Source organism: Streptosporangium sp. NPDC048047 (assembly GCF_040653115.1).
Lineage (GTDB): Bacteria > Actinomycetota > Actinomycetes > Streptosporangiales > Streptosporangiaceae > Streptosporangium.
On the sequence record NZ_JBEZNH010000006.1, the window covers coordinates 142,136 to 155,259 of the forward strand.

Here is a 13,124-nt window from a genome sequence, read left to right on the forward strand (position 1 = left end):
GAGCGCCGTGGGCGCCGCCCGGCGCGCCCACGGCGCTCAGCGGTCCACAAGGGTGACGCGCTGATCGGCGGAGCCGCGCCGCCCCCGCACTTGCGCGGCTCAGCCGTCCACGAGGGTGACGCGCTGATCGGCTGAGCCGGTGTAGGGACCGTAGAGAATGAACGCCGTCGGCGGACGCTTGCCGGCGAACTCCTTGCCGATGGACAGCGCCTTGCCGGAAGGGACGCTCACCAGCCGGCGCACGCCGTCGCTGAAGGCCGGGCGGTGCCAGAGCTGGGCCGGGGTGGAGGCGCACGACCTGATCCGGACCGCGAGCATGCCGCCGCCGTTGAAGGCGACGGTGTCGTACCGCTCGCCGGCGGACAGGCAGCGTCCGCTGACGAGGTTGACGAGCTGGAACCGCTGGGTCCCGCGCCGCGTACGCCAGGCCGTACGCGGGTCGGCGCACGGCAGCGCCGCCACCAGTCCGCTCGCCACGCCGACGCATCGGCCCGCGTGGGCGATCCGGGTGCCCGGCTGGGAAGTGGGCTCGCGGGGGGACGGCGACGCGGATCCCGGTGTCGTCACCCGGGCGGTGGGGGTTCTCTCATGAGCGGGCGGCCGGATCCTCGCGCGGGTGGGCTCGGGTGCCCGGGTCCTCGCGCGGGTGGATTCGGGCGGCCGGGTCCTCAGGCGGGTGGGTTCCGGGGTGGGTGACGAGCCCGGCGCGGGAGCGGCGATCCGCGTGGGCGGGGAGGGGGCCGGGTCCTCAGGCGAGCCGAACACGGCCACGGCCACGGCCACGGCGGCGATCGCCGTCACCCCCGACACGGGGATCACCCAGCCCGGCGTCCCGGCTCCCTTCGACGCGGCGACCGGCGTCCCGACCGGCGTCCCGGCCTCCGTCCCGGTCGGTGTCCCGGTCCCCACCGCGCTCGATGTCCCGGCCTCCGCCGCGCCTGGCACCCCTGTTCCCGCCGCGGTCCACCTACCCGCCCCCGCTCCCAGGGCGAGCGGAAACAGGGCGATCGGCAGCGCCGCGCGGAGCGTGGCGTTGAGGTCGAGCAGCTCCGCGTGCGCCCGGGCGCAGCTCGCGCAGGACTCCAGGTGCGCGCGCAACGCCCGCGGAGGGCGGCCGTTCCTCTTGCGCACGACCGCGGCCAGCGGCTCGGCGTACTCCTGGCAGCGGGGCGACGCGCCGGACACGTACGCGGCCAGATACGCCCTGCGCAGCCCCTCGCGGGCGCGGAAGGCCAGCACGCTGACGTTGCCGGGAGTGACGCCGAGGATCTTCGCGACCCGATCGGGTTCCTCGCCCTCGATCAGGGTGTGCCAGAGCACGGTCCGCCAGCGTGAAGGCAGCGAGCGGTAGGCGCGGGTCACGAGATCGTCCGGCGGCTCCGGCGCGTTCGTCGTGAGATCGTTCTCGCGGAACTCGTCGGTCAGGACGGACCGCTGATCGGAACGCGCCCATTCCGCCGCCGTGTTGCGGACCACCGCGTACAGGTAGGGACGCCAGTCGCCGGTCGGACCGGCCGGGCCGTTCAGGACGGTTCGCAGAGTCCGCGCGAACGCCTCGCTGGCCAGGTCCTCGGCGGTGTGCGGATCCCGGCACAGGCGGCTGGCGAAGGCGAGGACGGCCGGGTGGTGCCGCTCGTACAACTCGGAGACGGCACGGTCGTCACCGGCCCTGACCATTCGCGTCAGAGCCGGGTCGTCAGTGTCCGGTTCGATCACTTACTTGAGTGTAAATTTGACGGAATTCTGCTGGTACGCGGCCTTGGCGTAGACGCCGGTGTGCTTGGCGGAGAGGGCGACGAGCCGGGTGGCCCTCGTGGTCGCGCTCCTCAGCGTGACCGAGCCGCCGGTCTTCTCCAGCAGCCAGCGCTGTCCCTTGGCGGCCCCGCTGCACTTGACCAGGACGACCGGGCGCTTGCCGCCGCTGACCTCGCCGAGCGCCATGCAGCGGCTCTGGCGGCGCAGCTGCACGTGCTCGCCGACCGTCACGACGTTCCACGTGGCGCCGCAGGCGCCGAGGCGCACCCTGGTGCCGGACGAGGTCAGGCAGGTGCCGTACGTGCTCCTGAACCGGACGTTCCGGCCCCGCGCGGGAGTCTCGGCGGGAGCGGGGGTGGCGTCGGGCGACCCGATCGGGCCCGACGTGACGGCCGGCTCCGGAGCGGAGGTCGGCGTCGCGGCCGGTCCGGCGGTCGGCTTGGTGGTCGGCGCCCCGGTCGGCGTCCCGGTCGGGCCGGTGGTCGGCCGTGACGTGGCCGTCGGGGCCGGGGAACTCGGCAGGGTGGGCGAGGAGGCCAGGCCGCCCAGCAGCTCGGCCACGAACTCGCCCTTGCCGTCGCGCACCACCGCTCCACCGTCGCGGTCGTCCTTGACGGTCAGCTTCCCGCCGGCGCGGCCGGTGAAGTTGGTCCTGTCCTGACCGGCGTCCGGCAGCCACTGCTGCGTCCTGTCCTTCTTCGCGCACGGCCCGGTCACGACGGTGTCCGCCATGGTGAGACAGCGGCCGTTCGCCGCGTTGCGGATCGTGAGGTACCCGTCGTCGTCGATGCCGCGCTGCCACGTCTGCGCGGCACCGTCCGTGCACGCGCGCTGCACGACCTGTGCCGCGCTCCCATCGAGGCATCTGCCGCCGTCCACCACCCTGATGCGGAACCGCCACACCGGGCTCGGCTGGTCCTGGATCAGGTACGGGCTGAACGCGACGTTCCTGATCTTTTCCAGCTCCGGCTGCCGTACGGGCGTCGGCTCGAAGTAACGGAAGTCGTCGATCCGGCACGAGTCGAGGTGGTAGTTGGACGCGGGGTCGCTCGTGCACTCCTTCCGGGTGCCCATGTTCCGGCAGACCGGGTCGTTGCCGTTCACGCCGCCCCCGTCGCAGTGCGAGAGCCCGAAGCTGTGGATCAGCTCGTGGGTGAGCCCGGCCTCGCTCCAGCACCAACGCGGAAGGATGACGTTCCCGGTGCTCAGGCCGGCGTTGGCGCCGCCGCCCGTGCAGGAGTCCGTGATCTCGTTGTCCCTGACGAGGTACAGCGGCTTGACCCGGTTGGTCTGCCAGAGCGTGCGCACCAGGGCCGGCTGGGAGGCGAGGTTCTCCGCCATCGCCTTGCCCATCTCGGCCCGGTTGCGGCCCTTGGTGAACGGCAGCTTCGCCACCACCGGACGGCAGTCGCCGTCCTGCACGAACCGGATCCGCCGGGAGACCCCGAACCGCTCGGCGCTGGAGTCGACCGTCTGGTCGGTCTCCCAGATGGTGTTCAGCAGGGCGGCGCTGTCGGCCTCCCAGGCGTCCTGCCCTGGTTGGTGGACGTAGATCGGCAGCACCCAGCCCTTGTCCTTGGTGTCCACCCCGTCGCAGGCGAACCGCGACTGGGCCGCCGGAGCCGCTGCCACCGCGGGCGACGGCACGGCCAGACCCGCCCCGCCCATCGACGACAGCAGCACCGCTATGAGGATGGATCTCAACTTGCTCAATCCGAACTCCTTTCGTTCACAGGGAAGGAGTCCGGCCGCTCGCCCCGATTACGCGGTTTCAGAAATTTCCCGGCCTCGTCGTGGTTTCGTGGCGTCCGAGGCGGCCGCACGCGTGACGCGGGAGCCGGTAGGGGCGTCGCCACCCGGGACGATGACCGCGCTCTCCGGCTGACCGGTCGCGCCGGTCGTACGACGGCGCGACCGGTCATGACCGGCTGTACGGCCGGCCGTGCGCGGATCAGGGGGCGGCCAGCCGCCTGACCCGGTGGGCCTCCTCGCGGCTCAGCCGCGCCGCGGCCGAGGCCGCCGCCCGCCGGGAGTCCATCGGGCGGTATGCGGTACGGGACAGGCCGCTCCAGGCGAAGCCGCCGCCCGGCCGTCCGGCGGGTGCGGTGCAGGCACGGGAGATGCGACGCTCGGCGCGGGGGGACCAGGTCAGGCCCGCCCAGTCGTACAGGCCGCGGAAGCCCCGCACCGGGTCGGCGGCCAGCTCCTCGTAGCTCACCAGCAGGATGCCGGGATGCCGCGCGGCGAGGGCGGCGGCGACGTCCCGGGCCGCCCGCCACAGGGCGACGGTCGTGGTCACGGGGTCCCGGCAGTCCGCCAGCGGGCGCAGCTCCGCCAGGCACGGATGGTCGCGGACCAGCAGTGGCTGCCCGAGCAGCTCGCGGGGACCGACGGACCAGCCGAGCCGCCGCCAGCTCCCCACCAGTCCCACCGGGTCGCGGAGCAACAGGATCACCCGGCAGCCCAGCCGCTCGGCGAACCAGCCGGCCGAGAACAACGCGAAGGGGTCGTCCAGCAGCGCCCGCCGTCCGGCCAGCCTGCCCAGCGTGAACGCCGTGCCGTACCGGACCAGCCGCGCCAGGTCGTACGGCGAGCGGTTGCGGCGCAGCTCGGCCAGGAAGCGGTAGCGCAGCGCGACGGTGCCGGAGAAGGCGCGCAGCCAGGCCGCCTCGTTGTCGGGGCAGATGTACTGGAAGCGGTGGGTCACGCGGGCGTCGAGCACGCCGGGGCAGCCGCCGGGCGGATGCTCGGGGTTCAGCGGCTCGTTGACGTAGACCAGCTCGCCCCCGGCGGCGAGCATCTTGCCCGTCCAGCTCGTGCCGCTCCTCGGCAACCCGGTCACCAGCACCGGCGTCATCGGCCGCCTCCGGCCCGGAGGCGCGGTGACCGCCACGGTGACCGCCACGGTGTCAGCGCGGCGACGCTGTGCGCGCCGAAGGGGCGCAGGCCGTAGAGGCGGTTGATCCGCCACAGCGGGAGGAGGTTCTTGACCAGCGTTCCCCCGGACCAGCCGAGGGCGGCGCCGAGCACGCCCTCGGACGGGACGAGCAGCGCGTCCAGCGCCACGGTCGTCGCGACGGCCGCCACCAGGTTGGCCAGGCCGGCGCGGGTGTGCCCGGCCGCGGACAACGCCACGTCGGCCATGCCGCAGGCGGTGGCGGCCATCATCGTCCCGGCCAGCACGAGCGCCACCGGCACGCCGGAGGCGTAGCCGTCGCCGAACACGCCGAGCAGCCACGGCGCGAGCACGGCGTAGCCCAGCCAGATCGGCCAGGTCGGCGCGACCAGCCACATCGTGGCCGACTGGTACAGCGCGCGGGCGCGTGGCAGGTCTCCCTCGGACAGCGCGCGCACCAGCCTGGGCTGCACCGCGTGGGCCAGCCCCTGCCCGGCGAGCTGTCCCACGACCTTGAACCTGGTCGCCGCGGTGTAGACGGCCGCCTCCGCCGGGCCGGCGAGCGCCGCGACGACCAGGACGTCCAGCCGCTGGAAGACCGACTGGAGGGCGGCGGCGGCCGATCGGGGCCAGGTGTCGCGCCACAGGTCGAGCGCGGCGCCCGGCGTGCGCGGCCCGCGCGGCAGCCGCCGGCGCAGCCAGAGCGCGGCCGGCGCCAGGACCGCCGCGTACGGCCAGACCCAGGCCACCGCGAGCGCCGTGAGCGTGGCGGCGTCCACGGCGGCCGGTGCGATGGCCGGTGCGACGGCCGACGGCGATCCGGCGTCGACGATGGCCGGTACGGCGGGCGGCATCCCGGCGCCCCCCGCGCCGCCGCTCAGATCGGTCAGATCGGTCATGCCGATCCACGCGCCCGGTGCGGAGCCTCCCGCGCCGGTGTGCGCGGCCCAGAGGACCAACGCCACCCCGGCGAGCTGGGCCGACGGCAGGAACAGGCCGGTGAGCAGGACGGTGGGCCGCATCGCGCCGAACCCGCGCGTCGCGGCCACCGCGACCTCGGCGCACACCACCGCCGGCAGCGCGACGGCCAGCACGCGCGACGCGGGGTCGGCCGGACGGAGGGCGGCGACGGCGGCGGTGACGGTGGCGGCGGCCAGCGAGAGCGCCGCGACCGGGACGAACGCCGCGCGGACGTAGCCGCGGGCGGGGCCGTAGCCCAGGGGACGCGACCGGGCGATGAGACGGATCAGCCCGTTTCCGGCGTCCAGGCGCAGAATCCCGGCGACGGTCAGGCACAGCGCCGTCGCGGTGAAGAACGCCCCGGCCGTCTGCCGGTCCGTCTCCCGGGTGACCAGCACGACCGTCGCGAACTGCGCGGCGGCGCCCGCCCCCGCCCCGGCGAGGCCGGCCAGGCCGGCCCGTGCCGTCCCGCCCGGTGAGACCGGTGAGGCTGGTGAAGCCGGTGCGGTGCGGTCGGACGGACGCGGGGAGATCAGCGCCGCCATGACGGCTCCGTGCCGAGCCACGGTGAGAGCCGGGCGTCGGACTCCTCGAAGCGTCCGGCCAGCTCACGGCGGAGCGGCTCGGGCATCGGGGCGGGCCGCGGCCGGGCGTTGTGCCGCTCGAACCGGGGGTCGCCGAGGTGCGGCAGGCCGAGGAACTCCAGCACCCGGTCGTAGACGACCTCCGGCTCCGCGAAGAACCGCCCGCTGTCCAGGACGAGCAGCCGGTCCCGGCCGAACAGGGGCTCCAGCCGGGCGAGCTGCTCGGCGTAGCGGCCCCTGGCGAGGTAGGCGTGGTGGCGGTGGGCATGGCTCAGCGAGTGGGGACGGGCGCGCAGGGCGTCCTCCGCCCCGGCCAGCCGCTCCTCCTCCAGCTCCACCGCGCGGGCGAAGTCGGGCTCGGTCTCGAACCCCCGGGCCAGTTCGTGGGCGTGCGCGGAGAAGGCGCGTTCGACGGGGTCGCGGACCAGCACGACCAGCTTCACCCCGGGCAGGTCATGGGCGATCCGGGGGCCGGCGAGCGGATGGAAGAGGTAGTAGGGGGACGACTCGAACGCCCGGGGGCGGTGGCCGTACCGACGGGCGAGGCGCGCGGAGCGGACCTGAAGGGGGAAGTGGGCGCGGTACCACGGGAGACCCCGGTCGTAGGCCACGTCGAAGTAGTGGACGCCCTTGTGGAGCACCGGTTTGAGGATCAGCGGATGCTGCGCCAGCGCCCGGTACAGCGAGGTGGTGCCGCAACGCTGCGCCCCGATGACCAGGAAGGACGGCAGGAGCCGGTGCCCGGCGGTCAGCCGTCCCGCGACGCGGGACACGGCATGGACCGGGCGTTTCACCCCGGGGGTCATGTGAACTCCTCTCCGCGTGGGGATCAGGTCGTCAGGTCGGAGACCCCCTCTCCTTCGGAGAGGGGGAGGGGCCTCAGATGAGGGCCTCCTCGAAGTCGACGGCGGGGCCGAGCCACCGGGCGGGCGGGCCCAGAGGGGAGTGCCCGTCGGCGGCGTGCCGGTCGGCCAGGGCGATGAGGTAGCGGGCGGCCGTCAGCCTGGCCTCGGCGGCGGTCAGCCCGAACGGCGCCAGGACGCGCAGCGCCCGGGTCACGCAGGCGCGGGCCGCGGTGGCGGGATCCGTACGGCGCAGCGCGCGCTGGAAGAAGTGGTGGACGGCGTCGAAGCCGAGCGGCACCCCGGTGGCGAACCGCTCCCAGTCCCACACCAGCAGCCGCCTGTCCGGGCCGCGTGCGATGTTCCACGGTGAGAAGTCACCGTGCCAGGCGAACCCGTCCGGTCCGTCGGCCGGGCCGTTCGGGAAGGCCGGGCCCCCTCCACCCACCGGGCCGTTTCCACCGACCGGATCCCCTTCGCCGGTCGGACCTCTCCCACCGGACCCGGCCAGGCCGCCGGGCGGGCCGTCCCTGTGGGTCCGGCCGAGGCGGCCGATCTCGCCGACCGCCTCGGCGACCAGGTCCGCGGCCACCGGGCCGCGCCGTACGGGCAGCGGGGACAGCGCGAGCACCGACAGGCCGCGCCATGTCCCGTGGTGCAGCACGACCGGAGGGACGACGGTCTTCAGCGGCACGTCCGCCAGCAGGCCGAGCGCTCGGGCCTCGTTCGTGACGAGGGCGCGGGTGCGGCCGGTGTCTCCGATCTTCACGAAGGCGGCCAGGCCGTCCGGGGTGTGGGCCTCCAGGATCGGCTTGCGGTTGGCCCGCCGGGCCGGGCGGACGTGCAGAACGACCCGGACCGGCGCGCTCAGCGCCTCGCCGAGGTAGGTCTCGATGGTGTCCTCCCCGGAGGGGACCATGATCCTTCTGCCGGGGTGCCACCACCGCCGTGGCACGAGCCTGCGGGGGAGCACGGGGTGCGGGAGCAGGCTGTGGGGGCGGGCCTCGCCGGCGTCGGGGAACAGCAGGCGGACGGTCCGGTCGAGGTAGCGCAGCCGGGCCTGCGCGTCGCCGGCGCGGCTCGCTCGGTACTCGGTCCAGGGGCTGGTCAATCGAACGTGCCTCCTCCGTGGACGGCCGGTCGGGGGCGGGTGGGAAACGGCGTGCCCTTCTGGTTGCGCCACAGGAGTGCGAAGGAGATCAGGTACAGGCCGAGCGGTGTGACCAGCCCGTCGTAGACGAACATGTAGAGCAGGGTGAGGATCATCACCAGGACCCCGGCCATTCCGATCGGGCTCCGGTCGCGCCAGTGGCGGCGGACGGCTCCGGCGAAGAAGGCCACGTACAGCGCGGCCCCGGTGAACCCCTGCGTGATCATCAGGTGCCAGAGCTGGCCGTCGCTGCCCAGCGGCGGGTGGCCGCAGGTGTCGCACCAGTCGGTCTTCCCGGTGGTGATCGTGCGGTGGTTGCCGGTGGCGTTGCGGGTGTTGCCGTAGCCGATCACCGGGGAGGTGCGTGCGGCGGCGACGGTGGCCGAGACGGTGAAGGCGCGGATGTCGTTGCTGTGCGGGTTGTCCAGGCGCTGGGCGACCATCGTCCGCAACGGGGAGAGCAGGAACGCCAGCGCCGCCGCGGCGGCGGCCGCGCAGAGCGCGGCGCGGGTCCGACCGCGCAGGCGCAGCAGCAGGTACGCGACGCCGACGCCCAGGCCGATCCACAGCCCCCGGTTGAGGGAGTAGACGATCGGCACGGCGGCGAGTGCGAGCAGCGGCGGCACGGCCGGACGCCGGCGCGGCCCGCCGTACACCCACCAGCCGATGACGAACCAGACCAGCAGTACCGAGACGTTGCTGCCCCAGGCATTGGCCCACTCGAAGGGCGCCTCCGGGCGCGGGGACGCGTGGCCGAGCACCTTCTGCACCTGCGCCGCGGTGGGGTGGATCAGGTTGTGGACGAAGGAGTTGCCGCTGACCGCCGCGGGCAGCAGCCGCTCGACCGGTGAGGTGAAGTCGGCGTGCGGGGCGACGACCCCCAGCAGGCCGCCCGCGACGGTCGTGACGAACAGCGCGCCCAGCATGCGGACCAGGGTGAGCTGGGGGAGCTCCCGCTCGGTCAGGTTGCCGAGATAGAGGACCATGATCGTCAGTGAGACGTAGAGGGCCAGGCGCATGAGGTATCCCGCGACCCGCCCGGGGCCGAACTCGCCGTAGGTGCCCGGGGGCATCTCGCCGAGCATGAGCGCGCTGACGAGGTATCCGGCCAGCAGCAGCAGCCAGAGCCCGAAGCCGCGCGGCGTCCTGATCGGCCGCCGCCGCCACAGGACCAGTGCCATCGCCGGGGCGAGCGCGACCACCGACAGCCCGCCGAGACCCAGAGCCCACCACAGCGGGTATCCCACCAGCAGCGCGGCGATCGGCCAGGCCGCGCGGTGCGGCACTCTCACCATCGGGCGGGCGCCTCTCCGGGCGCGACCGGGCGCCGGGCATCGGGGCGGGCGCCGGGACGGGGACGCAGACGGGGGCGGGGACGCAGGCGGGGACGGGCGACCGGGCGCTCGGGCAGCCATCGGGCGAGGCCCGCCCCGGCGAGCAGGCCGGTCATCAGGCCGCTGCCGAGGTACAGGGGAGGACTGGGCGCGCTGGGCCCGGCCGGTGGTACGGCGTCGCTGATCACGGACCCGGGGGTGACGGCGACGGTCCGCAGCGCGTCGTACCGGAGGGTCAGGCTCGCGGACTGGCGGCCCAGGACGCTCTGCCGGTGGGCGGCCAGGGTGCGCTCCGCGGTGCCCCTGGCCAGGCGGGGCAGCGCCGCCGCGCCCGACGCCAGGCTCGTGTTGACCTGGCGCAGCTTGGCCAGCAGCGCCCGCAGCTGCGCGTCTCGCGTCTGCTCCGCCGACTCGCCGCGGTTGGCGAGGTACGCCCTGGCGTAGGCGGAGGCCCCGGCCGCGGCCGCGCGCGGGTCGGCGGCGGTGCAGGAGAGGTCGAGGACCGAGGTGTTGGGCGGGACGGAGACCTCGACGGGCCCGGGGGCGTGGCCGAGCAGGGCGCGGACCCGGGCCGCCACGACCGCGGACTTGGCGATCTGGGCCTCGGTGTCGAGGTTGAGCGCCTCTCGCTGGCGGCCGGTGACCTGGTTGACCTGCTCGGGGAGGCCGGTGGGGGAGACGAGCACCTGCGCGGAGGCGGTGTAGGAGGGCGGGACCACCCGGAGCAGGAGGCCGCCGCAGCCGAGACCGGCGGTGATGAAGATCAGCAGGATCGGCCACCTGCGGCGGAGCAGGGAGGCGTGGTCCGCGAGGTCTCCGCCGGGGCGGACGGGCGCGTCCGGGGACGGGCCCGGGTGGAACGCCGTCAATCGAACGCACCTCCTTCACGAGGATCGACGCGGGCCGGTCGGCGCGGGGCTTTCCGGTACGCGTCGCCGCACCCTGGAACACCCTTCGCGAGGGGGCGTTCGGCATGCGCCCCTCTCGGGCGGGTCGACGCCTTGAGAACCCTAGGAACTATAGGTCGGCTTTCCGGTTTACCGGACCGATACACAAGATTTTCTTTAGATTGTTCTCGTCTATCGAGATGTGATGACCAGCGTTTATCGGACATTTCTCATTCGTCGCCCTCGCGCGGTTCGGGTACGCCGGAACCCGCGTCGTCCCGTCGTTTCCGCAGGCCGTACGGCCCGCATTCGACGGCGGGGCCGATCGGCGGCCGGTGGCGGAACGGTTCGCCGCCGACGGCGGTGCGACCCGGAGCGAGGTTCGGAGGAAAGGACCGTGGATGTGGCGGTACGGCCGGCGTGGAACCCGAAGGAAAGGACGGCGCGGTGGGCTGGAGAACAAATAGTGGGGCTGATTTGCCGCGAATATCGGGTTGTCCGGAAGTTTTCCGGAGAAAGGCAGTATTCGCCGTCTCCGTGGTCTTGGTCCTCGCACTGCTTCCGGCCCTCGGCGCCTGCGGCCCCGCCCCGGCCGGGCCCGGCCTCCCGTCGCCTCACCCGGTGAAGGTCCCGGGGACGCCCGGAGCCTCCGGGACCTCAGGAGCGCCCGGAGGCCCCGGGATCTCGGGAACGCCCGGGGTTCCCGGGACCTCGGGGACGCTCGGAGCCCCGGGAACGGCGCCGTCGGAGACGTGGCCGCCTGGGACGCGGCCGCCGGTGACCGGCGCGCCGGGGACGTGGCCGCCGGGGTCCGTCGGGACCGCCGGGGCCATCGGCCCGCCGTACCCGCCTCCGCCTGCGACGTCCTGCGCGGCCACCGCCATCCTCGTCCCGACCTGCGGGGCGTGGTGGGGCATCGCGCCGGAGGTCTTCACCGGGAGGTCCCCGGCGCGGGCGCTGGAGCGGGCCGAGGCCCGCGTGGGCCGCCGGGCCGGCATCGTGCACGTCTACCACCGGGGCGCGGAGCTGTTCCCCACCGCCGGGGAACGCTCGATCGCCGCCGGTCCCGGTGGCCCGCGGCTGCTGCTGGTCAACTGGAAGCCGTCCTTCGACCGCACCTGGGCCGAGATCGCCCGGGGCGCGCTGGACCGGCGGATCGACCGGCTGGCCGGGCACATCAGGCGGACCTTCCCCGGCAGGTTCTTCCTGACCGTCCACCATGAGCCGGAGAACGACGTGCGCGAGGAGCCCGGTTCGGGGATGACCGCCGCCGACTACGCGGCGATGTTCCGGCACGTGGTGACGCGCCTGCGTGAGCGGGGGGTGCGCAACGCGGTCACCGTCATGACCTACATGGGCGCGCCCAACTGGGCCGTCGCGCCGTGGTTCACGCGGCTCTACCCCGGCGACGACGTGATCGACTGGGTCGCCCTGGACCCCTACCTGGACCCCTCGGCCGGGAGCCGGACGGGCTCTCCCGCCGGATCGGACCCCTTCCCTGGAACGGGCCCTTCCCCCGGGACGGGCGGCTTTGCCGGGCTGGTTGACCGGACGCGCCCGGACGCCGCCGGCTGGCCCGGGTTCCACCGCTGGATGCGGTGGCGCTTCCCGGACAAGCCGATCATGCTCGCCGAGTGGGGCGTGTTCGAGCGCCCCGGCATGCCCGGCGCCAAGGCGGCGTTCTTCGCCGCGGTCCGCCGGGAGATGCGGCTCTATCCGCAGATCAAGGCGCTGGTGTACTTCGACTCACCGCGCGCGCCGCGCGGCGACACCCGCTTCGACGCCACCGCCGACGCGGCCCGTGCCTTCACCGGCCTCGTCCACGATCCCTACCTCGGCGCCACCCCGGTGCCGCAGGAGTGACCAGCCCGCGGCCCCGGCGGCCACCGCCCCGGCGAGGATCCACAGCAGGGCGGCGTTGCCCACGCCGAGGAGCTTCAGCGCCGAGGCCAGCAGCACCACCGCGAGGATCGCCCGGATCACCCCGCCGGGGGCCCGGGAGGAGATCCGCGCGCCGAGATAGACGCCGGGGATCGAGCCGGCCAGCAGCGAGGTGGTGAGGTCGAGCTGGAAGTCGCCGAACAGCAGGTGACCCAGGGCGGCCGAGGCGACCAGCGGCACGGCCTGGACGAGGTCGGTGCCGACGAGCTGGTTGGACTTCAGCGCCGGGTAGAGGGCGAGCAGCGCCACGATGATCAGCGAGCCGGATCCCACGGAGGAGATGCCGACCACGATTCCACCGATCGTACCGACCAGTAAGGTCGGGATTGGGCGCACGACGATGGACCCCAGGTCCGCCGAGACGGGCCCTTCGCGCCGCGCCATCCACGCCTTGGCGACCAGGCCCGCGACGGCCAGCAGCAGCGCGACGCCCAGGGCGTACTTGATCGTCTGCTGGATCGCCTCGCCGTCCCCGAACGCGCGGGCCACCAGCACCCCGCAGAACGCGCCCGGCACCGACCCGGCGCACAGCCAGCCGACGAGCCGCAGGCTGACCGTGCCGCGCCGCAGGTGGACGATCCCGCCCACCGGCTTCATCACGGCCGAGGCGACGAGGTCGCTGGAGACGGCGGCCAGCGGCGGAACGTTGAAGAACAGCATCATCATCGGCGTCATCAGCGCGCCGCCGCCCATGCCGGTCAGGCCGACGATGATCGCGACGAGGAAGGAACCGAGGGCCAGGGGGATGTCGATGTCCATGAGTCGCTCACCACTC

Annotated in this window: 10 protein-coding genes; 1 reads left to right on the forward strand and 9 read right to left on the reverse strand. The window is 74.2% G+C overall.

Translation table 11 applies throughout. The features are described from left to right. Positions 1 to 99: 99 nt before the first annotated feature. The 8 genes from AB0D67_RS07675 to AB0D67_RS07710 all read right to left on the reverse strand — a co-directional run bounded on the left by AB0D67_RS07675 (position 100) and on the right by AB0D67_RS07710 (position 10,390). Positions 100 to 1,716, reverse strand: coding sequence for a sigma-70 family RNA polymerase sigma factor (locus tag AB0D67_RS07675; protein ID WP_362931050.1), 1,617 nt, complete (start codon positions 1,714 to 1,716; stop codon positions 100 to 102). After that, positions 1,717 to 3,468, reverse strand: coding sequence for a ricin-type beta-trefoil lectin domain protein (locus tag AB0D67_RS07680; protein ID WP_362931052.1), 1,752 nt, complete (start codon positions 3,466 to 3,468; stop codon positions 1,717 to 1,719). It abuts the gene before it with no gap. A 238-nt stretch (positions 3,469 to 3,706) separates the two neighbouring features. After that, entirely contained in the window at positions 3,707 to 4,612 is a 906-nt protein-coding gene (locus AB0D67_RS07685) for a sulfotransferase family protein (RefSeq protein WP_362931054.1), read from the reverse strand. Beyond that, the gene (locus AB0D67_RS07690) at positions 4,609 to 6,156 is read right to left on the reverse strand and encodes a lipopolysaccharide biosynthesis protein (protein ID WP_362931056.1); all 1,548 of its coding nucleotides are present in this window, start codon (positions 6,154 to 6,156) and stop codon (positions 4,609 to 4,611) included. Before AB0D67_RS07690 ends, AB0D67_RS07685 begins: the two co-directional genes overlap by 4 nt. Next, the gene (locus tag AB0D67_RS07695; protein WP_362931058.1) at positions 6,144 to 7,001 is read right to left on the reverse strand and encodes a sulfotransferase; all 858 of its coding nucleotides are present in this window, start codon (positions 6,999 to 7,001) and stop codon (positions 6,144 to 6,146) included. The genes AB0D67_RS07690 and AB0D67_RS07695 overlap by 13 nt, the downstream gene beginning before the upstream one ends. Positions 7,002 to 7,074: 73 nt before the next feature. Further along, a complete protein-coding gene (locus AB0D67_RS07700) occupies positions 7,075 to 8,148 on the reverse strand; it encodes a hypothetical protein (protein ID WP_362931060.1) in 1,074 nt (357 codons plus the stop codon). Next, a complete protein-coding gene (locus AB0D67_RS07705) occupies positions 8,145 to 9,482 on the reverse strand; it encodes a hypothetical protein (protein WP_362931062.1) in 1,338 nt (445 codons plus the stop codon). Before AB0D67_RS07705 ends, AB0D67_RS07700 begins: the two co-directional genes overlap by 4 nt. Next, complete coding sequence (locus tag AB0D67_RS07710; RefSeq protein ID WP_362931064.1) at positions 9,476 to 10,390, reverse strand: Wzz/FepE/Etk N-terminal domain-containing protein; 915 nt, start codon at positions 10,388 to 10,390, stop codon at positions 9,476 to 9,478. The genes AB0D67_RS07705 and AB0D67_RS07710 overlap by 7 nt, the downstream gene beginning before the upstream one ends. Before the next feature lie 795 nt (positions 10,391 to 11,185). Here AB0D67_RS07710 and AB0D67_RS07715 point away from each other — a divergent pair. Next, positions 11,186 to 12,271, forward strand: coding sequence for a hypothetical protein (locus AB0D67_RS07715; protein ID WP_362931066.1), 1,086 nt, complete (start codon positions 11,186 to 11,188; stop codon positions 12,269 to 12,271). Here AB0D67_RS07715 and AB0D67_RS07720 read toward each other — a convergent pair. Next, a complete protein-coding gene (locus tag AB0D67_RS07720) occupies positions 12,155 to 13,108 on the reverse strand; it encodes a sulfite exporter TauE/SafE family protein (protein WP_362931068.1) in 954 nt (317 codons plus the stop codon). The genes AB0D67_RS07715 and AB0D67_RS07720 overlap by 117 nt on opposite strands. Between the last annotated feature and the right edge of the window lie 16 nt (positions 13,109 to 13,124).

Bases quoted from the DNA above. Each gene is read 5' to 3' on its own strand.
- AB0D67_RS07690 (WP_362931056.1), bottom strand. From the start codon at position 6,156: ATGGCGGCGCTGATCTCCCCGCGTCCGTCCGACCGCACCGCACCGGCT.
- AB0D67_RS07705 (WP_362931062.1), bottom strand. From the start codon at position 9,482: ATGGTGAGAGTGCCGCACCGCGCGGCCTGGCCGATCGCCGCGCTGCTG.
- AB0D67_RS07720 (WP_362931068.1), bottom strand. From the start codon at position 13,108: ATGGACATCGACATCCCCCTGGCCCTCGGTTCCTTCCTCGTCGCGATC.
- AB0D67_RS07695 (WP_362931058.1), bottom strand. From the start codon at position 7,001: ATGACCCCCGGGGTGAAACGCCCGGTCCATGCCGTGTCCCGCGTCGCG.
- AB0D67_RS07685 (WP_362931054.1), bottom strand. From the start codon at position 4,612: ATGACGCCGGTGCTGGTGACCGGGTTGCCGAGGAGCGGCACGAGCTGG.